The following is a 26682-nucleotide window of genomic DNA, read 5'->3' as shown; positions in this document are numbered from 1 at the left end:
AAGGGGCATGGACCTGCTTGCTTCAAGGAGCAAGCGAATCAAATAGGACGGCACAACAAGCGGCATGGTCCTGCTGGCTTCAAAGAGCAAGCTACACCGCTAAACGGGGCACGGTCCTGCTGGCTTCAAAGAGCAAGCGCTTGGCAGCTTGCCCTAGCCCCCGCCCCGCAAGGTATGCAACCTGAACTGTCTCACAAACTCATCCCGCTCTGCCCCGGGCACCCCCGCCTCAAAACCGATCGAGACAGCCAGCCGCTTCAAGCGCACCAAGGCAATCACCCTGTCGGGCAAAGGCTCCCAATGGATGCGGGCCAAGCCGCCGTCCACCTGGAACTCTGCGAGGCTTTGCTCACGCTGGCGCATGGGGTACAAGCGTGCAATCAACTCGTCCAGCCAACGCCACAATTCGCGCTCTGTGCAAGACATGTCAAGCGTCACCGCGTTTTCAAACTGACTCATGACACCCTCTTTCTGCGGCTTAACCACCCGCAATCGGCGGCCAAATGGCCAGCACGTCATCCTCGGTCAATACACGCGCACTGCGCTCAGCCGGGTCGATGTACACGCCATTGACCAACACCAGGTGGGTGAGTTTTTCGGGCAGGTTGTACCGGTCGATCACGGCCTGCACGGTGCTGCCCTCGGGGATTTGCAAACGAACCGCGTTGTCTACGCGGCCCGTCGGCAAATAGTCGGTCAGTGTTGCAAAGAGTTTGAAGGTAATTTCCATGTGCTTTGTGATTGTGCGCAGGCCAGGTAGGCTTCCATCAGGCGGGTGGGGTCTTCCAGCAAATGTGTTTTCCATTCACCCAGTCGAATTTTGCCTTGAATCAAACCACGCATCACGCCCACATGGTCGGTCAGGCCCAAACTTGTGGCACCAATCAGCACATCGTCTTTAAACTCCAATCGAAGGTAAGTGAAGGCTTCGGTGTTTCGAAGCTCTACGCTCTCGCCGCCTTCGGCTCCCCACCATTGCCCAAAACTGGCGGCAATTAAACCGAGGGTGTCCAGCACGTTCATGGCCAGGCTGCCCGGCGTGGTGGTGCCCAAGCCCATCATGTTCTGCGCGGCAATTCGAGCATCGTCCGCGGCGGCGGGTTGAATCATGTTCACCGTTTTTTGCCCGGTCGAAAAATCGCGCACTTGGGCCACATCACCGGCGGCATACACATCGGCAATGTTGGTTTGCATGTGGTCATCCACCAACAGCCCTTGATCCACCTCTAGCCCACTGCCCTCTAAAAAATCAAGGTTGGGTTTTACCCCGGTGGCCGAAATAATCAGGTCGCAGTCCAGCACGGTGCCATTGGACAACCTGGCCCGCAAAGGTGCGCCGCCTGCCGCAGCCACTGCGGTGCCAAAACCCAGCGCAGAGCCGATCTTGGAGATCAAGCCCTGCTCATCGGCCTGCGTGCCTGCTTCAATGGCCTCCACCTTGGTGGAGCAATGCACATCCACGCCCTTGGCAATACACCAGTCGCGAATCATGCTGCCCGCGCCTTCGGTCATCATGCGGGGCACCATGCGGTTGCCCATTTCCACCACCGTGAGCTTTACCCCACGCAGGGCAAGCGCCTCCATGATGATGCAGCCAATAAAGCCTGCGCCCATTTGCAACACACGCGAGCCTGGTTTGGCCAACTCAATAATTTGCCGCGCATTCTCCAAGGTCCAGCAAGGGTAGACGCCGGGCAGGTTCACCCCCGGGATGGGCGGCGAGATGGGCCGTGCACCCGTGGCAATCAGCAGCTTGTCGTACTCCAGCGTAGTGCCGTTGTCGAGTTGTACCTTTTTGCCTGCGGTGTCCAGTTTCGTGGCCTTGGCCCGAATTTCCTGAATGTTCAGTTTTTTGAAATGCTCAGGATCTTTGCGCAAATAGGTGCCGCTTTCGCCCACCTTGCCAATGAGCAAGTAAGGGATGGCCATGCGGGAATACGGCGGCTCGGGCTCGCCCCCCACCATCACGATGGAGTCGCGGGGGCGCTGTTTGCGAATTTGCTCTGCGGCCACCACGCCGGCCGGGCCATTGCCCAGAATAACGTGGCGGCATACACCGGCTTGTTTGCTCATAGCCCCAAGCGCTCCAAGGTGGACTTGGTTGGTCGACCTTCGGTGTCCCAACCGCGCAACTCATAGTACTCGGGCAGCATTTTGTCGATGCCATTGACCAAGCCTTTGGCCGGGCCTACCTTGGCCGCGTCTTTCTTCAGGCGAGCGGGCAAATCGTCGTCGGCCTTGGTAAAGCCAGCCGCCAAGTTGAATTGACGCTCCAGGTTCCAAATGCGCTCGCCCATGGTTTCAAGGTTGGCCATGTCAAATTCGTCGCCACAGGCAGCGGCCACTTGAGGCTGCACATCCGCCAAGGTCCAGGCAAAGCTCGTAAACACGCAAATGCCGGCCGAGTCAAAAATGGCTGTGGCATCTTGAAATGCTTTCACCAAAGCGGGCTTGCCATCGGTCACCAAAGGATCGGTTTTGACCGGAATACCCAGCACCTCGGAGGCCACGGTGTAGGAGCGCAGGTGGCAAGCACCGCGGTTGGAGGTGGCGTAGGTCAAACCCATGCCCTGAATGCCCCGTGAGTCATAAGCCGGGAATTCTTGCCCCTTCACGCTCATGGACAACTCGGGGTGGCCGTACTTGGCGGTGAGCCGCTTGGAGCCCTGGCCCACCTCTTTGCCAAAACCTTCGCCATTGCAGGTCCACTCGGCCAACTGCACCAAGGCCTTGGCCGATCCAAAGGGTGCCTCAATGCCAATTTGCTCTTTGGTGAGCACGCCCATTTCGTACAGTTCCATCACGGCCGACACAGTGGCCCCAAAGGAAATGGGGTCTATCCCGTGCTCGTTGCACAAGAAGTTGACGTAGGTGAGTGCTTCCAGGTCGTTCACCCCGTTGGACGAACCCAAGGCCCATGCGGCTTCGTATTCCAGGCCACCCGATGCGCCAAAATACTGCGGCTTGTTTTCTACGGTGAAGTGGGTTTCGTCAATCTTGGAAATGCGACCACATGCAATGGTGCAGCCAAAACAAGCCTGGTTGGTGACCAGGTTGGGCTTGCCATCGGTTTTGCGGGGCTCATGCATCTTTTCGCCAGAAATGTCTTTGGCCCCGTCAAACTGCACATCGCGGTGGTTGTTGGTGGGCATGGCGCCCATCTCGTTGATCACGTTCATGAGCACCTGCGTGCCGTAGGTTGGCAGCCCTTGGCCGGTCACTGCGTTTTCTGCAAGAATTTTTTTCTTCTCGAAGGTCACCTTCATGAACTCTTTGGGGTTGTGAATGTTGCCCACACCCTTGGTTCCGCGCACGGCAATGGCCTTGAGCATTTTTGAGCCCATCACGGTGCCCACGCCCGAGCGGCCTGCCGCGCGGTGAAGGTCGTTCACCACGGCGGCGTACAACACGCCGTTTTCACCAGCCTTGCCGATGGAACATACGCGCATCAGGGGGTCTTGGTGCTTGGTCTTCAAAGCGGGTTCGGTGTCCCACACGCTTTTGCCCCACAGGTCGCTTGCGTCCATCACGCGGGCCTTGTCGTTTTCAATCAGCAGGTACACGGGCTTGTCGGCTTTGCCTTCCAGAATCACCATGTCCCAGCCCGCATTTTTCAACTCGGCGCCCCAATAACCGCCAGAATTTGAACAAGCAATTGCGCCTGTCAGTGGGCCTTTGGTGATGACCGAATAACGCCCACCCGTGGAGGCCATGGTGCCTGTCAGCGGCCCGGTTGCAAAAATGAGTTTGTTCTCTGGGGCAAGTGGGTCCACCTTGGCATCCACTTCTTCCACAAAATATTTGGTGGCCAGGCCACGTTGGCCGAGGTAGGTTTTGGCCCAATCCATCCGAAGGTCTTCACTGCTGCAGGTGCCTGTGCTGAGGTTCACGCGCAGTACTTTGCCGGTCCATGCCATGTTCGTCTTCTCCCTAATGTGTTTATGCGTGCGCCTGGTTGCTGAGCTTCTCGGCCCACTGTTTCATTTTGTCCAGGCCGGTCCAGTTGGAATCCACGAAGGTGATCGCTCCGGTGGGGCAGGCTTCCGCACATGCGGGGTCACCGCCACACAAATCGCACTTCTGAACCTTGCCGGTCTCTTGCACGTAGTTCACCGTGCCAAACGGGCAAGCGATGGTGCACACTTTGCAGCCTACGCACACATCTTCGGCCACCAGCTTTACGCCGCTTTGTTTGTCCATGGTGATGGCTTCAACCGGGCAAGCGTGCAAACACCAAGCCTCGTCGCACTGGGTGCAGGTGTAAGGCACTTTTTTGCCAGTGTGGTGAAAATCGAAAACCTTGATCCGCGACAAGGAGGTGTTGAAGACTTGGTAGTTTTCGTAGCTGCAGGCCATTTCACACTGCAGGCAGCCTGTGCATTTGTCAGGCGTGATGTGAAGAGATTTTTGCATCCAGAGTATCCTCGCTTTGGTTTATTGGTTTTAGGTTTTCTTAGGTGGGCCAGAACCCATACTTGGGGACTTATGCAATAAGCCTGCCAACTTGTGTGGGGCCGATTAAGCGGTTGCGGCAACAACTTTCATAATTTCGCTCGACGCGGACGACCACGATGCAACACCTGTTTCATTTTGGTACAGGTGTTGCATGCACATCATTGCCAGGGGAAGATTTACGGGCGTACGTAGCGCACACCGTAGCGTTCAAAAATTTTGGCCAGTTCGCCCGACTCTTTGAGCTCAGTCATGGCTTGGGTCAGCTTTTCGGCAAGCACCTTGTTGCTCTTTTTGGTGGCCATGCCCACCGCCCAACCCTTGGGGGGCAAAGCATTGTGAGGCACTTTGGAGACATAAAAATCGTCGGCGCTGGCTTTGTTCTGCGCCAAGGCCCATTCAAGCTCTGCCCGGGTGGCCATCACCGCCACCAAGTCGCCTTTGAGCATGGCTTCGACGGCTTCCTTGGGGGTTTTAAAGTTCACCAGGTTGTCCGCATATGCAGCGCCATCGGCACCGGCCAGCATCACGCTGGGCAAAGCAGCAGCCTCTGCACCAATTTTATTGCCCGGCTTTGAAAAAGGCTCCAGGCTGTCCAGTGTTGGCAGCTTTTTTACGTTACGCGCTACGTAAATGTCGTCCCGCGTGTAGGGCGAAAAAAACAGCACCTGATCTTCTTTCTGCATTACATAAGCGTCCACCGGCGCATGCATCAAAATATCGGCAGGGCCCCCAGCCAGGTAATGCCCGCGCCACACCATGTTGCGCAAATCATCAGAAAACTCTTCGTCCTCATTGAATGGCCGCACACGCAAACCCAAACCCAGCTTATCGGCCAGCGCTTTGGCAATGTCTACATCAATGCCCTTGCCTTGGTCAGAGTAAGGCGCCAGGTAGTTGTACACGGCCACGGTGAGGACGCCCGACGCTTTGACGCGATCCCAATCTTGCAGGTCTTGGGACTTGGCCGGGCCATGGGACACCCACAATGCAAACACGAGCAAAGTGAGCAAAACGCGCGTGAGTTCACGGCATGCAGCAATCATGTCGAAGGTCTCCTGAAGCAGTGCCTTGGAAGCACTTTTTTGTTGTTGAAGAATGTGATGGGGCGAGGGCTTTAAGCAGCCCCCGCCATGCCCGCTTACTCGTAAGGGCGAGTTTCTACATACGCCTTGATGGCCCAAATGGCCTCTTGGCTAAGAATGCCTGCAAACGGAGGCATGTACACCCGGTCACCCCGCACACGCCCGCCCAACACGGTGTTGCGGAAGTAAACATCCAATTCTGTTTTGCATTCCTTCTTGGCTTTGGCGCCCGCAAAGGAATCACACTCGGAGTTCATCTTGCGCAGGTCTGGGCTGATGCCACCGCTGATGGCCTCCAGGCCATGGCAACGCGCGCAGTTTTGGTTGTAGGCCGAGCTGCCCACGCGAATGGCTTCTTTGTCGCCGGTGTACGGGTTGTTGTCCAGCATGTCATCGCCCAACTGCTTCAAGGTCGAGGTGTCCACCACTTGCGGGGTCACATCGCCGTGCGCAAAGGCCAGGCTGGCACTGATTGATAAAACGGAGGCCACGAGGGCTTTTCTGACTAACATCCACAACTCCTGATTTTAATGGTCGATTCGTAACACCCCCCACTTTGCAATCCCCATGCCAACCCGGCAGGTGGGTTCACACCAAAGCCTTGACGAATTGTGACTTTTTTAGAATTGCATGGCAGGTGTTCGGGGGATGTGCTAAGTTGGCTTTTCCAACTGTTGCAAATTGGTACAGGCGATCAGGAACCAACGCAGCAACTGACGCAATGGGTGGCACAACGCTTGCGTTGCAATTGACAGGCAGAGCAATAATTCATACATTCAATAACAAACACTGCCAATGCTTTAGTTGCACCCACATCACACTATAAAAACCAGCAGCACCACCGAAGCAGGAGACACAACATGGGATTTACACCCGACCGGGAAGGCAGCGCCGTTTCATCCAATGCGCAAGTGTTGGAGCTCATCGACCCGGGCACCGACGGACATTTGGAATTTATCCGGCGTGCACATCAACGTTCATCGGCCGCCGGGCTGGACACCACCTCGAAGGTGGACATGGCTCCCCCCGCCACCAACGCGCTCAAAGAGTTATTCGAGAAAAACAATCGACTCAGGTCGTGCGCCCTCCCCTTCATGGAAACCCTGTACGAGCAGGTGGTAAACACCCACAGCATGGTCTTGCTGACCGACGCGAGCGGCACCATCATTGAATCGCTGGGCGATGATGATTTTTTGGCCAAGGCACAAAAGGTGGCCTTGGCCCCTGGCGTCACGTGGAGCGAAGAAAACAAAGGCACCAATGCGATTGGTACGGCGCTCATCGAAGAGTTGCCCACCGTTGTGCATGGTCAAGACCACTTTTTGGATGTGAACCGGTTTTTAACCTGCTCGGCCTCCCCCATTTTTGACCCGCAAGGCGTGGCCATTGGTGTGCTCGATGTCACAGGCGACTACCGCAGCTACCACCGCCACACCATGGGCCTGGTGCGCATGTCTGCCCAAATGATCGAGAACCACCTGTTCAACACCTCGTTCCAAGAAGCGATCATTGTGAGCTTCCACCAGCGCGGCGAGTTTTTGGGGTCGGTGGTGGAAGGGTCGGCGGCGTTTTCTCCATCGGGCAAGTTTTTGGCGGCCAACCGGGCGGCCATGATTCAATTTGGCATGTCCAGCAATGCGCTTAAATCCCACACGTTCAGCTCGCTGTTTGGCATGCCCCTGTCGGCTTTAATCGATCATTACCGAACCTGCAACCCTCTGCCGCTCACCCTGTGCTTGCACAACGGCAACCAAGTGACCGCACGCGCAAGCCTGGGCAGCGTTGGGCGCAGTAAAATTTTCGATTCCGTGGGTTTGGTCAAACAAAGCGCCGAGCCCGTGGTGCACACCACAAGCCACGTGGCCCACGCACCGGCCACCAAAACTTCGGCCTGTGCCAAAAGCCGGCATTTGTCCAGCCTGAAGTACCTGAACACGGGCGACCCCCAAGTGGCCAAGATCATCGAGAAAGTGGGCAAGGTGATCGACAAAGACATCCCGATTCTGATTTTGGGCGAAACAGGCACTGGCAAAGAAATTTTGGCACAAGCCATCCACAACGACTCGCCCCGCCAGGACAAGCCCTTTGTGGCCGTGAATTGTGCCTCCATTCCAGAGACCCTGATTGAGTCGGAATTGTTTGGTTACGAAGACGGGGCTTTTACTGGCGCCAAAAAGAAAGGGTCGCAAGGGCGAATTTTGCAGGCCAACGGCGGCACCTTGTTTTTGGATGAAATTGGCGACATGCCCATTTCGCTACAGGCGCGCCTGCTGCGCGTGTTACAAGAGCGGGTGGTTACCCCGCTGGGCAGCCAAAAGAGTATCCCGGTGAACTTGCAGGTGATATGCGCCACGCACCGCAACCTGCGGGATTTGATCACCACAGGCCAGTTTCGCGAAGACCTGTATTACCGCTTGCATGGTTTGGTGGTTCGGCTGCCGGCACTGCGCGAGCGCACCGATCTGGCCAAGATCATTCAGCGCATTCTGGAAAACGAATCCCAAAACCCCGACATTGTGGTGTCGGCCGAAGTGATGAAGGCTTTCAACACCCACAGTTGGCCCGGCAATATTCGCCAGCTCACCAATATTTTGCGCACAGCCAGCGTGATGACCGATGAGCAAAAAACCATCGAGTGGGACCATCTGCCTGATGACTTTCTTGACGAATGGGAAGCCCTACGCTTGGGGCCAGAGCAGGCCCATGAGTTGCATCAATGCGCACAAGCGGCACCAGGCGGCACTGCGGGCTTTCAGGCCCCTGTACCGCCTGCCATGCCGCAAACCACCCAAGGCTCCAGTGCTGTTTTAAACAAACCCAAGTTCAGCGTGCGCAGCAGTTTTTCTGTGCAAGCCAAAGTGAGTTCGCACAGCCAGGGAAGCCATGTGCCAGGCGGTCACAGCGCCATGCGGCATGGTGGTGAGCAGCGCCCGGCCTTGGCTCGCCAAGCGGGCACACCGGCGCAGCAAACCACACGCCCGCAATTCGACTTGAAAGTGCACCGGGCATCCCACAACACCACAGAACTCGGCACAAGCCACAACGGCCTGGACAAAACCTTCAGCAAATTCCGTGAAGAGCGTTTTAACACATGGCACAAGGCCAGCCCCATGCGAAGCCAGATGGGTTCGGGGCACGCCATGCCCACCGCCCAAGCACCCGCGCAGCCCAGCTCCCCCTTGAGCCGCGCACACGATGCAAGAGCGCAAGGCTATTTGGCCGCCCGGCAGGCCATGCGTACACCTGAGGCTTCACCCATCAATCTGGACGACCTCGAATCGCGCGCAATTCAAGAGGCACTTGAAACCTGCCGTGGCAATGTCAGCGCTGCCGCCCGCATGCTGGGCATTTCCCGCAACACCATTTACAGGCGGCTTAACAGCAAATAAACCAACTGCAACGCCGCCCTCAAGCAAGCCACCCCACGCGGGTGGCTTTTTTTGTCACACCCTCCTAAAACACCTGTCACCGACCTGTCACTCAATTGTCATATGCCTGTGTCAAAGCCGCCCAGCTTTGCTCCAAATCGCATCGCCTGATGCGCTTTCGACTGGTGGCGAACCAAGGTCACAAATTCCCTCGAAATTTATTTTTATTGTTTATTATCAATAGCTTGCGAATTGGCACGGCTTTTGCGCTGCTCCCCTCCAAGCCAAGCTGGCTTTGTTTTTCGGCTTGGCGAGCTTTACAAGACCAACAAGCAACAACCTTTAAAACCAAAACTGGAGGGTTGATCACATGATCAGCAAAAAATTAGTAGCAGCTTCTATTCTGGCCGCCATGGGGACATCGGCTCACGCCATCGGTTTCAAGGCCGGCGACTGGGAAATGGATATTTCTGGCTCTGTCAACGCTTACTACAACACCACCAGCTGCGACAATGCTGGTGCAACCGCCAGCGGCGCGCTGGGCGTGTGTGGTGGTACGGCCACGGGTCAAGACCGCACATCCATTCAAAACGGTTTGTTGCCCGGTTTCATTATCTTCTCAGCCTCCACCAAGCAAGCCGGCTACGATTTGAAGGCGGTGATCTCCATCGACCCAGGCACCACCTTCACAGGCGCCAACACCGGCACCTCTGGCCAGTTGGTGGGTGACCAGCGTCGCGTGTTCTTGCAGTTCGGCAACGAGAGCATGGGCACCATCAAAGCGGGCCGTGACATCGGCCTGTTCGGTCAAAACGCAATTCTGAACGACATGTCCTTGTTGGCTGTGGGTGGCGGTTCCGGTTTCAACGGCGCTTTGAACACCACACTGGGCTCGATTGGCGCTGGCTACATCTACACGGAATTCCAGCCACAAATCACCTACACCGCACCAGCCATGGGCAACCTCAGCCTGTCGGCAGGTGTATTCCAACCCAAATCACCACGCGGTGAAGCGGACTCCCCCGGCATTCAGGCCATGGCCTCCTACAGCCTGGGCGACAGCGGCAAGGTGTGGGGCGCATTGATCAACCAAAGTCGTGACACGTTGCCAACCGCAGGCACTTCGGCTTCGCAAACTGACATCTCTGGCTATGAAGTGGGAGCAGCTCTAACATTTGGCAACCTTGGTCTGACTGGCAATTACTTCACCGGCGAAGGCCTGGGCACCACGCTGATTGGTTTTGGTGGGGCAGACAGCCAAGGCCTGGAGCGTGACTCCGACGGCTACCTGGTGCAAGCCACTTACAAAGTGGGCAACACCAAGTTTGGCATTAACTACGGCGCCTCCACCCTGGATGCCACACGCAACGACAACGCCATCATGCTGGACGAGACAAGCCAAATGGTGCTGGGCGTGTATCACAACCTTACGCCAAGCCTGACGATTGCCGGTGAGTACATCACCCGCGAAGAGCAATATCGCTTTGCACCTGCAGGCACCCCAAAGGGTGAAGAAAGCACCATCGCCGTTGGTGCCATCCTGTTCTTCTAATCGTTAACCACCCTCCGTTAACGATTTACCCAAGGCGCGGGCTCACAAGGCTCGCGCCTTTTTGCTTGGGGTGTTTCATTTTGCAACACCCACACATCCCCTGCACCACACCGCACCGCAAGGCCCCCCGGTGACGAGCAGCGGGCGTTGACGGCACGCATCTTGCTGGTTTTACCATGAGAACAAACAACAGGGTTTGCGAAAGCCAACCGGGTTCTTCAGACTGTCTTCAAGGGCAGGCATTTTAATCAAAGCACGAGGAGGATTTTTCATGCAGTGGACCACACCATCTTTTGTTGACATGTGTTTCGGTTTCGAAATCACCATGTACATCGCCAACCGTTGATTTTAACGGTCGGTACAACCCCGGGCAGCCCCACGGCTGGCGGGGTTTTTTTTACCCCAAAACAAAAGCAAACATGAAAATCAAAGTTCTGGGTTCTGCAGCTGGCGGGGGCTACCCGCAGTGGAACTGCAACTGCAAAAACTGCCAGGCGGTGCGCAATGGCACACCAGGTTACACCGCCCGCACGCAGTCTTCGATCGCGATCTCGGACGGATCACCCAACTGGATATTGGTCAACGCCTCGCCTGACCTGTTGACCCAAATCAAAAACACACCCGAGTTGCAGCCCAATCGCGGCCCACGCGACACCGGCCTTGCCGCCGTCATGTTGATGGATGCACAAATTGACCACAGCACCGGCCTGTTGATGATGCGCGAGGGCAAAACCCCCATGCGCTTGTACACCACCCCGGCCGTGTGGGAGGACCTCACCAACGGCCTTCCGCTGGTGCCCACGCTGGGCTTTTATTGCGGGGTCAAGTGGACCCCCTTGTGCACCGAATGCGATGAACCCTTCAGCATTGCACCGCTTGAATCCATCAAAATCAAATCCATTCCCTTGGTGAGCAAGGCGCCGCCCTATTCGCCCAGCCGATATGCGCAGCGCCGCGGCGACAACATTGGTCTGTTGATCGAAGACCAAAACACCGGCAAAAAAGTGTTTTATGCCCCGGGGCTTGAAGAAATCACGCCCGACCTGTTGCCCCACATGCTGGACGCCGACGTGCTGATGGTCGACGGCACCTTCTGGACCGAAGACGAAATGGTGGCGCAAGGTTTTTCCAGCAAAATGGCCGCTGACATGGGTCACCTGCCACAAAGCGACAAACCGGGCAAACCGGGCAGTGGCATGATCAGCCAGCTTAAACAATTCAAACACCAGCGCAAGGTGCTGATCCACATCAACAACACCAACCCCATCTTGAACGAGCGCGGTGAAGAGCGTGCCCGGTTGACGCAAGAAGGCATTGAAGTGTCTTACGACGGCATGGAGATTCTTGCATGAGCAACAAAGCCTGGAGCAAAGCGGAATTTGAAGCAAAGCTGCGCGCCAAAGGGGATCGATACCACATTCACCACCCATTCAACATCAACATGCGCGAGGGCCGTTTAAGCCGCGAGCAGCTGCGTGGCTGGGTGGCCAATCGGTTTTATTACCAGCTCATGATTCCGCAAAAAGACGCGGCCATCATGGCCAACTGCGATTGCCGCGAAACGCGACGACGCTGGGTGCACCGCATACTCGATCACGATGGATGGGATGGCAATGCGGGCGGCATCGAAGCTTGGAGCCGTTTGGGCGAAGCGGTTGGCATTGCACGGGATGAGCTTTGGAGCCTGAAACACGTGCTGCCCGGTGTGAAGTTTGCCGTGGATGCCTATGTCAACTTTGCACGCCGTGCCCCATGGCAAGAGGCGGTTTGCTCGTCGCTGACCGAAATGTTTGCACCCGAAATTCACAAACAGCGGTTGGCAAACTGGCCCAAGGATTACCCTTGGGTGGCCAGCGAAGGCTTGCAGTATTTTCGCTCGCGAATCAGCCTTGCGCAGCGCGATGTGGAGCACGGCCTAGAACTTACCCTGGCGCATTTTAAAACCCGGGCTCAGCAAGAACGTGCGCTGGAAATTCTGCAATTCAAGCTGGACGTGCTGTGGAGCATGTCCGACGCCATTGCATTGGCGTATCCTGATTCCAAAAAGTCGCGAAATAAAACATGAACACCCCCAGCATTCCTGAACGCCCCCAGCTCAACCCCTTGTTCCGCATGCAGTATGAGCAGGCGCAACAGGCCCATGTGCTGCTTTACCCAGAAGGCATGGTCAAGTTAAACCAATCGGCCAGCGAAATTTTATTGCTGTGCGACGGCAACCGAACAGTGGACGATATTGTGCGCACCCTCGAAGAAAAATTTTCCACGCAAGGGCTGGACGCCGATGTGCGAAGCATGTTGGCCGAAGCAGCCCGGCGCAACTGGCTCAAGGCATGATGCAGGCACCTCAGGCCAACCACACCAACACGCGCCCCGCTGGCCCGCTGTGGCTGCTGGCAGAGCTGACCTACCGTTGCCCGTTGCACTGCGTGTTTTGCTACAACCCGGTGGATTACAAACGCAACACCGAAGAGCTCAGCACCGACGAATGGAAAAACACCATGCGCCAGGCACGCGCACTGGGTGCCGTGCAGTTGGGGTTTTCTGGCGGAGAGCCCTTGCTTCGGGACGACCTCGAAGAGCTGGTGGCCCATGGCCACAAACTGGGCTTTTACACCAACCTGATTACCTCTGGCATTGGCTTAAAACCCGCCCGCCTGCAAGCCCTGAAGGCTGCGGGCTTGGACCACATCCAGGTGAGTTTTCAAGACGCCACGCAGGCGGCCAACGACGCGCTCAGTGACACCAAAACATTTGCCAAAAAACTTGAAATTGCCACTGCGGTAAAAGCCGCGGGTTGGCCCATGGTGCTCAATGTGGTGCTGCACCGGCTTAACCTTGACCACATCGACGCCATCATCGAGCTTGCGGTTAAATTGGGCGTTGAATACCTTGAACTGGCCAACACGCAATACTACGGCTGGGCCTTCCAGAACAAGGCCGCCTTGATTCCCACCCGCGAACAATTGCAGCATGCCGAGGCCCGCGTGGCCGCATGGCGTGAACGCTTGGGCAACACCATGCAGCTGCTGTTTGTGGTGCCTGATTACTTTGAGACCACGCCCAAACCCTGCATGAGCGGCTGGGGCAATGTGTTTTTAAGCATCAGCCCAGACGGCACCGCGCGGCCCTGCCAGGCCGCACGTATGTTGCCGGGGTTTGAATTCCCAAACGTGCGCACCCACAGTGTGGAACACATTTGGTATGAAAGCGATGGCTTTGCCCGCTACCGAGGCGACAGTTGGATGCAAGAACCTTGCCGCACCTGCCCCGACAAAGCCAAAGACTTTGGCGGCTGCCGTTGCCAGGCCTACTTGATAACCGGCGATGCCACCCAGGCCGACCCGGTGTGCCACAAATCACCCCACCACGAAAAAGTGGTGGCTTTTGTGCAGGCGGCGCAAACGCAGAGTGCGCAGGGGGCTGAGCATTTCAAGGTGCAAAAGCCTGCTCACATCGCCCAGGCCGCCACGGCTGAAGTGCCCGTGGTATGGTATCGCAGCGACGACAACTCACTGCACTTAAGCAACACCCACCTTGAACCCAAGCCCAACTGACTCTGTACGCCTGCGCGCTGACCATGTTCATTTTTATTGGGGTGAACACGCCGCTTTGGCCGGTGTCGACCTTCAATTGCACAGCGGCGAAATGTTTGGCTTGCTGGGGCCCAACGGGGCCGGTAAAACAACGCTGATCAGCCTGATTGCCGGGCTGATACAGCCAAGCATGGGGCAGTTAACCGTGCAAGGCTTTAGCACCAGCAGGCACGCAGCCTTGGCCCGGCAACACTTGGGTTTTGTGTTTCAGTCAGTGTCTTTGGACCGCTTCATGAGTGTGGAGCAAAACCTGCGATATGCTGCCGGGCTTCAAGGATTAAACCAACACCATTTCAAAAACAATCTTCAACAGCTATTGGCTGTGCTGCCAATTGCGGCACTGCTTGGGCGCACGGTGGGCAGCTTGTCTGGCGGGCAACGCCGCATGATCGACATTGCACGCGCACTCATCCACCAACCCAATGTGTTGGTGCTGGACGAGCCCACCAACGCCCTGGATGTGCCCGCCAAGCAAGACGTTTGGCGCACGCTTAAAACGCTTCAAACCGAAAAAGGGCTCACCATTTTGGTGGCCACCCACCTGATGGACGAGGCCAACAGCTGCGACCGAGTGGGCTTTTTAAACCATGGCCGATTGCAATGGACCGGCACCCCCGCCCAAGCACTGGATGAGTTGCCCGACCAACGGGTGAGCACCACGCGCACTGCCACCCTGGCCGACTGGTTTGTCTGGAAAATGGGGGAAGGCGCATGTTGATGCAGTTTTACGGTGCAGTCATTCAACGCGAAACTCGCAAGCTATTGATGCAAAAAGATCGCTTGGCGGCGGCCATGGTGCGCCCGCTGCTTTGGCTGTGGATTATTGGCGGGGGTATGCAAGCCTTGGCTGGTTTTGACTACACCGCCCGCTTGCTGCCCGGCATTGTGGGCATGACCCTGCTCTTTGGCGGCATGGTGGGGGGGCTAAGCATCGCGCTCGACAAAGACGCTGGCACCATGCGCTTGCTGGTCACAGCCCCAGTGCACACCGCCCATGTCATCGTCGCCAAAACCCTGGCTGCAGCCATTGCCGCACTGGTTCAAATGGTGTTGTTGCTTTTGCTGTTGCTTGCACTGGAGGGGTTGTACACCCTGCTGTTGCCGCTTGGCGTGGACGCAAGCCGCGCCATGCCCTGGTTAGGTCGCACCATGTGGCCCGCCCCGTGGGTGTTGGCCCCCGTGGCGGGGCTGGCAGCCCTGGCTTGCGCCGCCTTGGGTGTGATGTGCGGCACACTGGCCAAGAGCATCGATGGCTTTGCAGTGATGATGAACTTCGTGATTTTCCCGGTGTTTTTTTTCAGCGGAGCACTCTACCCCATCGAGCCCATGCCCGCCCTGGCACGTTGGGTGGCTCAGCTCAACCCGTTTAGCTATGCGGTGGACATGCTTCGCGCAGCCTTCAGCAGCCACCCCGAGTTTTCAACCGGGCTGAATGTGCTGCTGCTGCTAAGCAGCACAGCCGTGATGATGGGCGTGGCCACCTGGCGTTTTTCACGAAGTGGCGCGGCGGTTCCGCTGAACACAAACTAAATAAACCTTGTATTTTTAGTGTAAAAATTCTAGTATATTTAGCACGAACGTTCGTATTTTTACCTACAATCTTTCCTCGCATATTCAATCTATAACTTGCTGAGGAACATATGACTATTTTCAAACTCAAGGCCAATTGCCTGGCTATCGCGACATTGCTGTCCACCGCCGCCACATCTCACGCAGCAGGCTTTGCACTGCTGGAGCAAAATGCCAGCGGCGCAGGTGTTGCCTACGCAGGCAAAGCCGCCATTGGTGACGATGCGAGCGCCGCTTGGTTCAACCCGGCCAGCATGAGCCGCCTGAGCCAGCGGCAAGTGGTGCTGGGTGGTCACTACATCGACCTGAACAGCGAATTCAAAAACGAAGGCACCACCACCCCCGCAGCCGTGGCAGGCAACCCGGGGCGCGACGTGGGCGACTTTGGCGCTGAAGGCTATGTGCCCAACTTCCACTTGGTGCTTCCGTTTGGCGAGTCAGTCAATTTTGGCTTGTCAGTGGCCACACCCTTTGGCCTGAAAACCGACTTCCAACCTGATTGGGTTGGGCGCTTTCAGGGCGTTACATCTGACATCAAGTCCCTGAACATCAACCCCTCTGTGTCGTACAAGCCAAACGCAAGATGGGCATTTGGAGCGGGCCTTTCTGCTCAAAAACTTGACGCAAAGCTCACTTCTGCCTCGGTGGTGGGCGCGGGCGCTGAATCACTCACAACCATTGCTGGCGACGGTTGGGGCTACGGCTTTAACCTGGGCGTATTGGCTCAAGTCACATCAGCCACTCGGGTCGGCTTGGCGTATCGCTCCGCCATCGAACAAGACCTGAAAGGCAATGTCACCTTCAGCGGACCTGCTGCAACCACTCAAAATAGCGCGCTGGTCAGTAAAATCCGCCTGCCTTCATCGTTGAGTATTTCAAGCGTGACCGAGCTCAACCCAACATGGCAATTGCTGGCCGACGCAAGCTGGACCGAATGGAGCACCGTGCAAAAGCTGCAATTTGACCGAGTCAATGCGGGTGCTGGTGCCGCTCCCATCCCCGTTCAGGACTATGAATGGAAAAACAGCTGGCGCTTCGCACTGGGTGGTATCTACAAATACAGCGACACCATCAACCTGAAAGCGGGCGTGGCCTACGACTTGACGCCGGTACCGGATGAGCGGCGCAAGGTTCGCCTGCCCGATGAAGACCGTCTTACCCTGGCGCTAGGCTCACAGTACACATTGAACACCCGCACCACTTTCGACGTGGCGTTTCAATATGTAATCCCCAAGAAAGCCAAAATAGACAGCACCGAGGGCAATCCTGCCATGGGGCAACAAAGCCGAGTGCTAGGCACGGCAGAGGGCGATGCGTTCATTGTGTCTGGGCAAGTGGCCTATAAGTTTTAATAAAAAAAACCCGGCTCATGGCCGGGCATAAAAGACGCATTCGTTTAGGAGACTCACAAACCGCTACAACTTTTTGCCGCACCCAATCTTTGCAGCAAAAAGGTCCCAAGGAGCAATTTGTTCAATACGTCTGCGTCCTTCAAGTTCCCTGCGGAGCAGGCAAGAAACTCGGGGGTGAAAACACAACAACTTCTGTACTACTTCCACTGCTCTACTTCTACTGCTCACCAGCCCCGTCAACCAAGGCGAGGCTGGTGATTTTTACAAGCTGTTTACTTCATCAGCTTGAATACCCACACTGAGCCACCTTGTTCAAGGTAGTTCACACGCTTGGCCACATCGCCGCCCCACAGGGGAACAGCACCGCCCCAGCCAGACACCACGGCCACGTACTGCTGGCCATCTTTGCCTTTCCAGGTGACGGGAGGAGCCACCACGCCAGAACCGGTCTGGAATTTCCATACCTCTTTACCGGTTTTTGCGTCAGCGGCTTTCAGGAAGCCTTCAGGCGTGCCCCAGAACACCAGGTTGCCACCGGTGGTCAGCACACCACCCCACAGTGGAGCGTTGTTGGTGATCTCCCACTCGATCTTGCCGGTCTTTGGGTTCATGGCGCGCAGTGCACCGATGTAATCCACGCCGGGCAGGGTCTTGATGGTGAAACCGGCGCCCAGGTAAGCCGCACCTTTCTTGTAGGTGATGGGCTCGTTCCAGATTTCCATGCCCCACTCGTTGGCGGGCACATAGAACAGGCCGGTGTCTGGGCTGTAGGCCATGGGCTGCTGGTTTTTACCACCCAGGAAAGACGGGGCAGAAAATACCACTTCACCTTTCTTGCCGTCTTTGGCTGTGGGGTCGCCAGGGCGGTTGGCCGGGTCAAAAATTGGGCGACCTGTTTTGATGTCGATGCCCTTGGCCCAGGTGATTTTCTTCACAAAGGGGAAGGCGTTTTCCAGTTTGCCTGTGGTGGCATCATTGATGTACATGAAGCCGTTGCGGTCTGCTTTTGCACCCACGCGCTTGCCATTGAGGTCAAAGGTCACAAACTCGTTTACACCATCGTAGTCCCAACCGTCGTTGGGGGTGTTTTGGTAATGCCACTTGATTTGACCTGTTTTTACATCAATGGCCACGGTGGAGGTGGAGAACAGGTTGTCGCCGGGGCGCAGGTGGCTGTTCCAAGGCGCTGGGTTGCCCGTGCCAAAATAGGCCAAACCTGTTTTGCTGTCATAGGTGCCGCCAAGCCAAGTGGCCGCGCCGCCTGTTTTCCACATGTCGCCTTTCCAGCTGGCGTTGGTGGTGCCAGAAATGCCCGCTTCTTTTTTGTTGCCGTCTTTGTCAAAGGTGTAACCCATGTGACCTTCGACTGTGGGGCGCAACCACACCATCTGGCCCGTTTTGGCATCGCGGGCTTCTACGCGGCCCACCACGCCAAACTCACCACCAGACACACCAGTCAGCACCAAGCCGTTGGCAATGATGGGGGCTGCAGTGTTGGAGTAGCCCGCTGCGTAGTCGTCAATTTTGTCTTTCCAAACCACCTTGCCGGTGTCTTGGTCCAAGGCAATCAACTGTGCATCCAGGGTAGAAAAAATCACCAGGTTGTCGTACAAAGCGGCGCCGCGGTTGACCACGTCACAGCAAGGCATGATGCCTTCTGGCAGCCGGTGCTCGTACTTCCAAAGCTTTTCACCAGTGGCTGCATCCAGCGCGTAAATACGTGAATAAGAACCTGTCACGAACATCTTGCCGTTGTAAATCAACGGCTGGCTTTCTTGACCACGCTGCTTTTCACCACCAAACGAAAACGACCACGCTGGCACCAGCTTGCCAATGTTGGATACGTTGATGTCTTTCAGTGGGCTGTATCGCTGGCCCTCAGTACCAATACCCCAAGACAACACGTTGTCAGTGGTCTTGGCGTCGTTTTGAATCATTGCATCTGTAACGGCAGCAAAAGCCACTGCCGGAACAGCAAAAGCTGTCGCTACCATCGCGCTTAATAAGGTTTTGCGCATGTTGTACTCTCCTCTCATCATCCGTTGCTTAGTGAGTTCTAAGTTGGTTTTTACGCCCCTCATTTGCAGAGTCGGGGCGCCCCGTTTGAACTAGCGCAAGCTTCATGCCAAGCCAAAAAATCGACACTTGGCACACCACACGGCACATGGAACACACAACGACACAGACCTGTCACAAATCGTTTGCAACAGTTGGACTGTTTCAAGATGCAACACCTGTTGCGCACCGCAGGTCATTTGAATCCACCCAGCTCGGCCTGCTCATAGGCAGGGTACAAATGGGTCACGTTGCGATAAAACTCGGCTGGGTAAGCAGCAAAACCCTTGAAACGCTCTGGCACACCCTGACGCATCACATCGTTTAAGTCGGCTCCCATGCGTGCTGCGTCGGTTAAACGCTGGTCCAGCCAGGTGAGGTAATCCAGGGTTTGATCAATGGCTTCGGTGCCCCAACTCACTGGGCCATGGCTGGGCACCACCACCTTGGGCTTCAAGGCTTTGAGTGTTTTTAAACTCTCAATCCAGGGCTTGATCTTGGCGTGCGGGGTGGTGGCAATTCGCTGATAAAACACCAAGCCGCCCGCCCACAATACGCGGGTTTCGGGATCAAACAGCACCAGGTCAGAATCGGTGTGCCCTTTCAGTTCGAGGGCTTGCACAGGGCGATTTCCCAGCGCCTTCAGAGCGGAGGGTTGTAGGGTCTGGCTGGGCAGCACGGCCTGTGTGGCCTTCATCCAGTCACCACACAATCGGTACAGATTGTCTTCATACATATTGGCCTCGGCCCGCATGCCAGCCAAGGTGACTCGGGTGGCAGCCAAGGTGGCTTGCTCATAGGCCTGGTTGCCCAAAAAGTAATCCGGGTGCAGGTTCAATGCGATCACCTGCACAATGGGTTTGCCCTTGGCCACACGCCCAATCAAAGCCTTTTGCTGTTCGCCGTACAAACGCGATGTTCCGGTGTTGATCACCCAAACACCGGTGTCGTCCACATAAAACCCGGTGTTGATGATGTTGCAGCCATTGGCAGGCGAAAAATCATCATTGGCCCCAGCGATCACATACCAGCCTTTGGCAATGCGCGTGGCCTTCAAACCATAATCCAGGGTGTCTTTGTTGGGCTCGGGAAGCGCCACATTGGGCAACTCTGCTTGCACGGTTTGCCCTGCTACAGCAAGGGCAAGCCACAGGGCCAGGGCAAGAGCACGTTTCCTCATTGCCCCACCTTTGCATCAATCAGATTGCCATTGTTGTCGCGCCCCAAAAGCGAAATGGGGCCCATGGGCTTTTGATCAAAATCGAAAGAAAACAAAGGGTTTTCAGACACAGGCTCGAAAGGGTACAAACGTGCCAACACCTGTTGCTTGCCATCGCGAAGCACCATTTCTTCGATGTAGAACGCCGGTACTCCAGCCACCAAGCCAGTGTCCATGGGGTGGGACACCTGCACCCGCAAGCGAGCGTCTTGCCGCAGGCTGTTGGCATCAAATACTTTGCCAGCCACGCGGTTTAAGGTTTTGGGCCAACTGCCATCGGCGCGTGTGGCGCCCGGCACGGTGCACCCCCCTCCCGAGGCTTCAATAAAGGCGTAGCCCACATGCCACACGTTGGCATCGGTCAGCGCCGCAACCCGAATGGGGCTGGCCTGCTCCAGTTTGAATCGAAAATTCAATGCGGGCTTGGCCCGCTCGGGAATGAACTCCAACACCTTGCGGATGGGGTTTCGGTCAACCAGCACCACTATTTTTTTAACCTTGCCCAAAGCAGACGCATCAAAGGACACGGGCACGTTCATTGCGTCTTCAGCAAACAGGGGCACGGTGACCTTGATGCGGCTGTCAAACACCGTGGTGGCTTTGGCGTCAAAAAACTGCGCTTTCATGTCAGGCCATTGCATGGAGCCCAAGGGATCGCCGCCGGTCAGGTCCCCCTGCACGGCCCCAAACTCTGCCGAGGCCGCTTGTGCGGCTGGGGCAGCCATGGCGTTGACCAGCAGCACACTCAGCGCAGCAAGAACAAAAGCACTCAAACACTTCATGATCAATTGTCTCCCCATGTTTTATTTATCTGTCAAAATGCAAGCAATCGATGTGCCTAACCACGTGCCCAAGTGCGCCCATGCTTAATTTAAAAGTCTCTGCGCGCTGGACCCGCGACGACGGGCAATCCGTTGACCTCGACCAGCGTTTGTTACAACTGCTACAGGCCATTCAACACGAAGGCTCCATTTCCCTGGCCTGCAAAACCATGGGGGTGTCTTACCGTACCCTGTGGGCCCAAATTCAGCAATACAACCAATTACTGGGCGAGGAGGTGGTGGCCACACATGGCCGGGCTGGCGCATGCCTCACCCGCTTTGGCCACAAGCTGCTTTGGATGGTTGAACAAGGCCAGGTGCGCATTGCGCCCGAACTGGGCACAGTGGGCGAACAACTCAATGCTGAGTGGCTGGATGCCGATCAAAACAAACCCTGGATCAGCCTGGCCATGAGCGATGACATGGTGTTGCAGCGTTTGTTCAACAGCACACCGCTTTACAAGCAACTGCAAATGTCCCTGCGCTGGAGCGGTAGCATTGCTGCGCTATCGGCCCTGCACAGGGGCGAGGTGCGCGTGGCCGGTTGCCACTTGCCGGTGGGTCAACAGGAACATTCGCATGTGCATCAAATCATGCGACGTTGGCTGCGTGGCGGCAACCTTTCGGTGGTTGAATTATTCGAACGCGACATTGGCTGGATGAGCCGCCCCAGCGAAACCCCACCCACCCTGGGCGATGTGGCCAGAAACAGGGCTTTGCTGGTCAACCGCAACTCATCGTCCTCCACCCACCATCAACTCAATGCACTCATTACACAGGCGTGCCTGAATCCCGACGACCTGCCCGGTTACTACCATGAAGAAAATTCTCACCTGGCCGTGGCGTGTACCATTGCAGCCGGGCACGGGGATTTGGGCCTGGGCATACGGGCAGCGGCCATGCAATACGGGCTGCAGTTCAGACCGGTGTCGCAAGACCAATACTTTTTGGTGTTGCACACCTCCGACCTGGCCTACCCTGCCATGCAAGTGCTTCTGCCTTGGCTAAGCTCCAACAGCGTCAAAGACGCGGTGGAGCAAACCCCGGGGTACCAAGCCAGCAGGCTGGGGCAAGTGCATCCCCTGGAAAACTACCTTTACCAACTGGCCGACCGCCACACCCCTCATTTGCGTGTGTCATAAGCGAACACTGCAACACAATTCGGAAAGTTTTTACATACAAAGAGACTGCATTCACAAGTTGTTTCCCCAAGCCCCAGTGCAATGCAATCTTTTGCAAAACTTCGCGCCAAGCTGCCACTGGCATGCCCGTTGCCCCTGCTTCCATTACCTTCAAAAACACAAGGAGTAGGGAAAATGAACATGGTTGACGAGATGAAACTGGGCGTGGCCTTTCCATTCAAAAGTCGGTACGACAACTTCATTGGTGGCAAGTGGACCGCCCCAAAAGCCGGGCAATACTTTGACAACCTGACCCCGGTGACCGGGCAGGCGATCTGCCAGGTGGCTCGATCGCAAGCCGAAGACGTAGAAGCCGCGCTGGACGCTGCTCACGCAGCCAAAGACGCCTGGGGCAAAACATCTCCCACCGAACGGGCTGGCATCTTGAACAAAATTGCAGACCGCATGGAGAGCAACCTGCGCCTGCTGGCCGTGGCCGAGACACTGGACAACGGCAAGCCACTGCGCGAAACCATGGCCGCCGACATTCCACTGGCCATCGATCACTTCAGGTACTTTGCTGCCTGCATTCGAGGTGAAGAAGGCAGCATTTGCGAGATCGACCACCAAACCTACGCCTACCACTTCAATGAACCGCTCGGCGTGGTGGGTCAGATTATTCCCTGGAACTTTCCAATCCTGATGGCTGCCTGGAAGCTGGCGCCCGCCTTGGCGGCTGGCAATTGTGTGGTGCTCAAACCGGCAGAACAAACACCAGCCTCCATTTTGGTGTTGATGGATTTGGTGGCCGACCTGCTGCCCGCAGGGGTGTTGAACATTGTCAATGGTTTTGGTTTGGAGGCTGGCAAGCCCCTGGCCAGCAACAAGCGCATCGCAAAAATTGCATTCACAGGCGAAACCTCCACAGGGCGCCTCATCATGAACTATGCCTCGCAAAACCTGATCCCTGTGACGCTGGAGCTGGGTGGTAAATCACCCAATATTTTCTTTGAAGACATCATGAATGCCGACGATGCCTTCTTCGACAAAGCGCTGGAAGGCTTTGCCATGTTTGCACTTAACCAAGGGGAAGTGTGCACTTGCCCCTCCCGCGCATTGATTCAAGAAAGCATTTACGAGCAGTTCATCGAGCGGGCCATTGAACGCGTTGGCAAAATCAAGATGGGCAACCCCCTGGACGAGTCCACCATGATTGGCGCACAAGCCTCCTCCGAACAACTGGAAAAAATTCTCAGCTACATCGACCTGGGCAAGCAAGAAGGAGCCCAGTGCCTGATTGGCGGAGAACAGAACAAGCAAGGCGGTGACCTGGCCGGTGGCTACTATGTCAAACCCACGGTGTTTAAAGGTCACAACAAGATGCGCATTTTCCAGGAAGAAATTTTTGGACCCGTGTTGTCGGTGACCACCTTCAAAGACGAAGCCGAAGCGCTGCAAATTGCCAACGACACCTTGTATGGCTTGGGCGCGGGCGTTTGGAGCCGTGACGGTGCGCGCGCATTCCGCATGGGGCGAGCCATTCAAGCGGGCCGCGTTTGGACAAACTGCTACCACCTGTACCCCGCCCATGCGGCATTTGGTGGCTACAAGCAGTCGGGCATTGGTCGCGAAAATCACAAAATGATGCTGCATCACTACCAGCAAACCAAGAACCTGTTGGTGAGCTACAACCCCAATGCACTGGGATTTTTCTAAGCAAGGCTTGAGCCAGTTTAGATGACAGGCAAGGCGTCTCGCCCACCCATGGCCAGGCGCCTTGCCGTACCAACATTCAACACATTGGAGCTGTAAACAATGCCCACCCGAGTCAGCGCCACACCAGCGGCCATTGAGTTAATCAATCAACTGAAAGGGCAACACGGTGACGTCATATTTCATCAAAGCGGTGGTTGCTGCGATGGCAGCGCGCCCATGCTCTTCTTGCAGGAGGAATTTCCACTGGGACAATCGGACGTCAAACTGGGCACCATCGCCGAGGTGCCTTTTTACATGAATGAACTTCAATTTGGGTACTGGGAACACACGCACTTGTGCATCGACGTGGTGCCAGGCAACGGCGGCATGTTCAGCCTGGAGCGCCCCACGGGCCAACGATTTATTACCCGTTCACGCCTGTACAGCGACGAGGAATTTGCCGCCCTGCCCCCCGTGGAACGAATACACGCCTAGACACACAGCCGTTTGGCCAAAAACTCGACACACACCCGCAAGCGGGCCGAACTGGCCAAGCGCGACGGGTACACAGCATACACATTGGCTTGCTGAAAGTATGCAGGCAGCACCTGCTTGAGCTTGTTGGTCTGCAACAAGGGCGCCACATCCCAAGCGCTGCGCAGGCCAATGCCATGCCCATCTTCCACCCATTGACGCACCGACTCCCCATTGTTGGAGCTAAGTGTCCCCTTTACCCGCACCGTTTCTTCGCCACCGGGCCCCTGCAGCACCCATCGCCCAGGCAATTGATCGCGCTCCCGAATCACCAGGCAAGAATGGTGCTGCAAATCAGCAATCGACTTTACTCGCCCAGCCCGCTTCAAATAGGCTGGGCTGGCACACAGAATGCGACGGTTGTCGGCAATGTGTCTTGCAATCAGCCCAGGCTCTTGCACTGCCCCCAGCCGAATGTCCAAGTGAAAACCTTCGGTCAGCAGGTCCACCGGGCGATCCATCAATTCCAGTTGCACCTCCAGCTGTGGGTATTTGCGCACCAGGGCAGACAAAGCAGGCGCTACGCGCGAGCGCCCGTAGCCCGTGCTGGAACACACTCGAAGCAGCCCCTGCGGCACCGAGCGCTCGGCCGACATGGCGTTCATTAAATCTTCAGCACTGTCGAGCACGCGCTGCCCCCACTCCACACAGGTTTCCCCTTGCTCGGTCAGTGACAGGCTGCGCGTACTGCGGTGAAACAGGCGCGCGCCCAAACGGGCCTCCAACTGCGCCAGTCGCTTGCTCACATAAGCGGCGCTGACACCTGCCGATTGTGCATAGGCCGACATCGAGCCATGCCTGCACAAGTTCAACACCAGTTGAATTTCATCCAGATCGGGCATGTTTCGCATATTTATTAACCTTTTGGTTAAATATTATTCAACTTTAATTTTTATTATCAACCAAATAGCAAATTGATACACTGCACGCATCCACCAATTTATAAGGCAGGTGTTTCATGAGCACAAAGAAAATTGCCGTACTTCCAGGCGATGGCATTGGTAAGGAAGTCACTCCTGAAGGGCTGCGCGTGCTGGAGGCCGCTGCACGGCGCTACAACCTCAAGCTTGAATTCACCCATTTCGATTGGGCGCATTGCGACTATTACCTCAAGCACGGGCAAATGATGCCCAGCGATTGGTTTGATCAACTGGTCAACTTCGACGCTTTGTTTTTTGGTGCCGTGGGCTGGCCTGACAAAGTGCCAGACCACATCTCGCTGTGGGGATCCCTGCTGAAATTTCGACGCGAATTTGATCAGTATGTGAACCTGCGCCCCGTGCGACTGATGCCCGGTATACCCTGCCCTCTGGCCAACAAGAAGGTGGGCGACATTGATTTTTATGTGGTGCGTGAAAACACTGAAGGCGAATACTCTGCCGTGGGGGGTCGCATGTTCGAAGGCACCGACCGCGAGACCGTGTTGCAAGAGGCGGTGTTTACCCGAAAAGGCACCGACCGAATCTTGAAATACGCGTTTGAACTGGCCCAAAGCCGCCCCAAAAAACACCTGACGTCAGCCACCAAATCCAACGGCATCGCAATTAGCATGCCCTACTGGGACGAGCGGGTAGAAGCCATGGGCAAGCAGTACCCCGATGTGCTTTGGGACAAATACCACGTCGACATTTTGGCCGCTCGCTTTGTGCTAAGCCCAGAGCGATTTGATGTGGTGGTGGCCTCCAACTTGTTTGGCGACATCCTGTCAGACCTTGGCCCAGCCTGCACCGGCACCATCGGAATTGCTCCCTCGGGCAACTTGAATCCTGAGGGTGAATTTCCCTCCCTGTTTGAACCTGTGCACGGCTCGGCGCCAGACATTTACGGCAAAAACATCGCCAACCCCATTGCCATGATTTGGTCGGGCGCAATGATGCTGGACGCCATAGGCAAGGGGGACCCGCAATACAAAGCTGCGCACGATGCCATTTTAAAAGCCATAGAAACCGTGTTGGTGGAGGGGCCCCGCACGCCAGACATGGGGGGCAAAGCCAACACCACCGATTTGGGTCAGGCGATTGCTGAATGCATTCAGTGAGGGGATAGCGGTATGACGGTGTCGCTTGCTTTTTGAAGCCAGCAGGTCCATGCGGCTTGTTGTGCCGTCCTATTTGATTCGCTTGCTCCTTGAAGCAAGCAGGTCCATACCCCTTTGCGACGGCCAATCTGTATTTCCCTCCCTGAGCCTCGCCTGAACTGAGGCCCGCCCTCCAAAACTGAGGTCGGGTCGGGCCTCTGCCCCCTTGGGGGGCACCGTTCATTCTTG

Annotated in this window: 25 protein-coding genes; 14 read left to right on the top strand and 11 right to left on the bottom strand. The window is 56.2% G+C overall.

The window, feature by feature from the left end:
* Positions 1-153: 153 nt before the first annotated feature.
* The 7 genes from ACEQU8_RS14445 to pedF all read right to left on the bottom strand — a co-directional run bounded on the left by ACEQU8_RS14445 (position 154) and on the right by pedF (position 6049).
* The gene (locus tag ACEQU8_RS14445) at positions 154-459 is read right to left on the bottom strand and encodes a hypothetical protein (RefSeq protein ID WP_370264528.1); all 306 of its coding nucleotides are present in this window, start codon (positions 457-459) and stop codon (positions 154-156) included.
* A 19-nt stretch (positions 460-478) separates the two neighbouring features.
* Positions 479-730: a MoaD/ThiS family protein gene (locus ACEQU8_RS14440; RefSeq protein WP_370264526.1), complete on the bottom strand. Its 252-nt coding sequence runs from the start codon at positions 728-730 to the stop codon at positions 479-481.
* Positions 697-2073 (bottom strand): NAD(P)/FAD-dependent oxidoreductase, encoded by a 1377-nt coding sequence (locus ACEQU8_RS14435; RefSeq protein ID WP_370264524.1) that lies wholly within the window; start codon positions 2071-2073, stop codon positions 697-699. Before ACEQU8_RS14435 ends, ACEQU8_RS14440 begins: the two co-directional genes overlap by 34 nt.
* Entirely contained in the window at positions 2070-3917 is a 1848-nt protein-coding gene (locus ACEQU8_RS14430) for an aldehyde ferredoxin oxidoreductase family protein (protein ID WP_370264522.1), read from the bottom strand. Before ACEQU8_RS14430 ends, ACEQU8_RS14435 begins: the two co-directional genes overlap by 4 nt.
* A gap of 22 nt (positions 3918-3939) precedes the next feature.
* Positions 3940-4413: a 4Fe-4S dicluster domain-containing protein gene (locus tag ACEQU8_RS14425; protein ID WP_370264521.1), complete on the bottom strand. Its 474-nt coding sequence runs from the start codon at positions 4411-4413 to the stop codon at positions 3940-3942.
* A gap of 218 nt (positions 4414-4631) precedes the next feature.
* Entirely contained in the window at positions 4632-5498 is an 867-nt protein-coding gene (locus ACEQU8_RS14420) for a substrate-binding periplasmic protein (protein ID WP_370264520.1), read from the bottom strand.
* A gap of 95 nt (positions 5499-5593) precedes the next feature.
* On the bottom strand, positions 5594-6049 hold the full coding sequence (pedF, locus tag ACEQU8_RS14415; RefSeq protein WP_370264519.1) for a cytochrome c-550 PedF: 456 nt from the start codon (positions 6047-6049) through the stop codon (positions 5594-5596).
* Between the two features lie 348 nt (positions 6050-6397).
* On the opposite strand from pedF, the gene ACEQU8_RS14410 reads away from it, so the two are divergent.
* The 10 genes from ACEQU8_RS14410 to ACEQU8_RS14365 all read left to right on the top strand — a co-directional run bounded on the left by ACEQU8_RS14410 (position 6398) and on the right by ACEQU8_RS14365 (position 16971).
* The gene (locus tag ACEQU8_RS14410) at positions 6398-8926 is read left to right on the top strand and encodes a sigma 54-interacting transcriptional regulator (RefSeq protein ID WP_370264517.1); all 2529 of its coding nucleotides are present in this window, start codon (positions 6398-6400) and stop codon (positions 8924-8926) included.
* Positions 8927-9275: 349 nt separating this feature from the next.
* Complete coding sequence (locus tag ACEQU8_RS14405; protein WP_370264516.1) at positions 9276-10457, top strand: porin; 1182 nt, start codon at positions 9276-9278, stop codon at positions 10455-10457.
* Between the two features lie 271 nt (positions 10458-10728).
* Entirely contained in the window at positions 10729-10803 is a 75-nt protein-coding gene (gene pqqA / locus ACEQU8_RS14400) for a pyrroloquinoline quinone precursor peptide PqqA (protein ID WP_370264531.1), read from the top strand.
* Positions 10804-10876: 73 nt separating this feature from the next.
* Positions 10877-11809: a pyrroloquinoline quinone biosynthesis protein PqqB gene (pqqB, locus tag ACEQU8_RS14395; RefSeq protein WP_370264515.1), complete on the top strand. Its 933-nt coding sequence runs from the start codon at positions 10877-10879 to the stop codon at positions 11807-11809.
* Positions 11806-12522 (top strand): pyrroloquinoline-quinone synthase PqqC, encoded by a 717-nt coding sequence (pqqC, locus tag ACEQU8_RS14390; RefSeq protein WP_370264514.1) that lies wholly within the window; start codon positions 11806-11808, stop codon positions 12520-12522. Before pqqB ends, pqqC begins: the two co-directional genes overlap by 4 nt.
* Entirely contained in the window at positions 12519-12791 is a 273-nt protein-coding gene (pqqD, locus tag ACEQU8_RS14385) for a pyrroloquinoline quinone biosynthesis peptide chaperone PqqD (RefSeq protein WP_370264512.1), read from the top strand. The genes pqqC and pqqD overlap by 4 nt, the downstream gene beginning before the upstream one ends.
* Entirely contained in the window at positions 12791-14011 is a 1221-nt protein-coding gene (gene pqqE / locus ACEQU8_RS14380; RefSeq protein WP_370264530.1) for a pyrroloquinoline quinone biosynthesis protein PqqE, read from the top strand. Before pqqD ends, pqqE begins: the two co-directional genes overlap by 1 nt.
* Positions 13992-14768 carry an ABC transporter ATP-binding protein gene (locus ACEQU8_RS14375; protein ID WP_370264511.1) on the top strand — a complete coding sequence of 259 codons (777 nt, stop codon included), beginning with the start codon at positions 13992-13994 and terminating at the stop codon, positions 14766-14768. Before pqqE ends, ACEQU8_RS14375 begins: the two co-directional genes overlap by 20 nt.
* Positions 14762-15580 (top strand): ABC transporter permease, encoded by an 819-nt coding sequence (locus ACEQU8_RS14370; protein WP_370264510.1) that lies wholly within the window; start codon positions 14762-14764, stop codon positions 15578-15580. Before ACEQU8_RS14375 ends, ACEQU8_RS14370 begins: the two co-directional genes overlap by 7 nt.
* Before the next feature lie 110 nt (positions 15581-15690).
* Positions 15691-16971, top strand: coding sequence for an OmpP1/FadL family transporter (locus ACEQU8_RS14365; RefSeq protein ID WP_370264508.1), 1281 nt, complete (start codon positions 15691-15693; stop codon positions 16969-16971).
* Between the two features lie 272 nt (positions 16972-17243).
* Here ACEQU8_RS14365 and ACEQU8_RS14360 read toward each other — a convergent pair whose 3' ends face one another.
* From ACEQU8_RS14360 to ACEQU8_RS14350, 3 genes are all read right to left on the bottom strand, one after another.
* Positions 17244-18989, bottom strand: a complete 1746-nt coding sequence (locus tag ACEQU8_RS14360; RefSeq protein WP_370264507.1) for a PQQ-dependent methanol/ethanol family dehydrogenase — start codon at positions 18987-18989, stop codon at positions 17244-17246.
* Positions 18990-19222: 233 nt separating this feature from the next.
* Complete coding sequence (locus ACEQU8_RS14355) at positions 19223-20206, bottom strand: quinoprotein relay system zinc metallohydrolase 1 (RefSeq protein WP_370264506.1); 984 nt, start codon at positions 20204-20206, stop codon at positions 19223-19225.
* The gene (locus ACEQU8_RS14350) at positions 20203-21027 is read right to left on the bottom strand and encodes a quinoprotein dehydrogenase-associated SoxYZ-like carrier (RefSeq protein ID WP_370264505.1); all 825 of its coding nucleotides are present in this window, start codon (positions 21025-21027) and stop codon (positions 20203-20205) included. The genes ACEQU8_RS14355 and ACEQU8_RS14350 overlap by 4 nt, the downstream gene beginning before the upstream one ends.
* 80 nt (positions 21028-21107) lie before the next feature.
* Between ACEQU8_RS14350 and ACEQU8_RS14345 the strand changes: the two genes are divergently transcribed.
* The 3 genes from ACEQU8_RS14345 (at position 21108) to ACEQU8_RS14335 (ending at position 24377) form a co-directional block, all read left to right on the top strand.
* Positions 21108-22208, top strand: coding sequence for a substrate-binding domain-containing protein (locus tag ACEQU8_RS14345; protein ID WP_370264503.1), 1101 nt, complete (start codon positions 21108-21110; stop codon positions 22206-22208).
* A gap of 174 nt (positions 22209-22382) precedes the next feature.
* Positions 22383-23903, top strand: coding sequence for an aldehyde dehydrogenase (gene adh, locus ACEQU8_RS14340; protein WP_370264502.1), 1521 nt, complete (start codon positions 22383-22385; stop codon positions 23901-23903).
* A 99-nt stretch (positions 23904-24002) separates the two neighbouring features.
* Positions 24003-24377 (top strand): DUF779 domain-containing protein, encoded by a 375-nt coding sequence (locus ACEQU8_RS14335; protein WP_370264501.1) that lies wholly within the window; start codon positions 24003-24005, stop codon positions 24375-24377.
* On the opposite strand, the gene ACEQU8_RS14330 is transcribed toward ACEQU8_RS14335, so the two are convergent.
* Complete coding sequence (locus ACEQU8_RS14330) at positions 24374-25267, bottom strand: LysR family transcriptional regulator (RefSeq protein ID WP_370264499.1); 894 nt, start codon at positions 25265-25267, stop codon at positions 24374-24376. The genes ACEQU8_RS14335 and ACEQU8_RS14330 overlap by 4 nt on opposite strands.
* A gap of 107 nt (positions 25268-25374) precedes the next feature.
* On the opposite strand from ACEQU8_RS14330, the gene ACEQU8_RS14325 reads away from it, so the two are divergent.
* Positions 25375-26454, top strand: a complete 1080-nt coding sequence (locus ACEQU8_RS14325) for a tartrate dehydrogenase (RefSeq protein ID WP_370264498.1) — start codon at positions 25375-25377, stop codon at positions 26452-26454.
* Positions 26455-26682: the final 228 nt, after the last annotated feature.

This window comes from Limnobacter sp., assembly GCF_964228395.1.
GTDB lineage: Bacteria > Pseudomonadota > Gammaproteobacteria > Burkholderiales > Burkholderiaceae_B > Limnobacter.
Note: the sequence above shows the minus strand (reverse complement) of the source record. Positions and strands in the feature narration are given on the sequence as shown.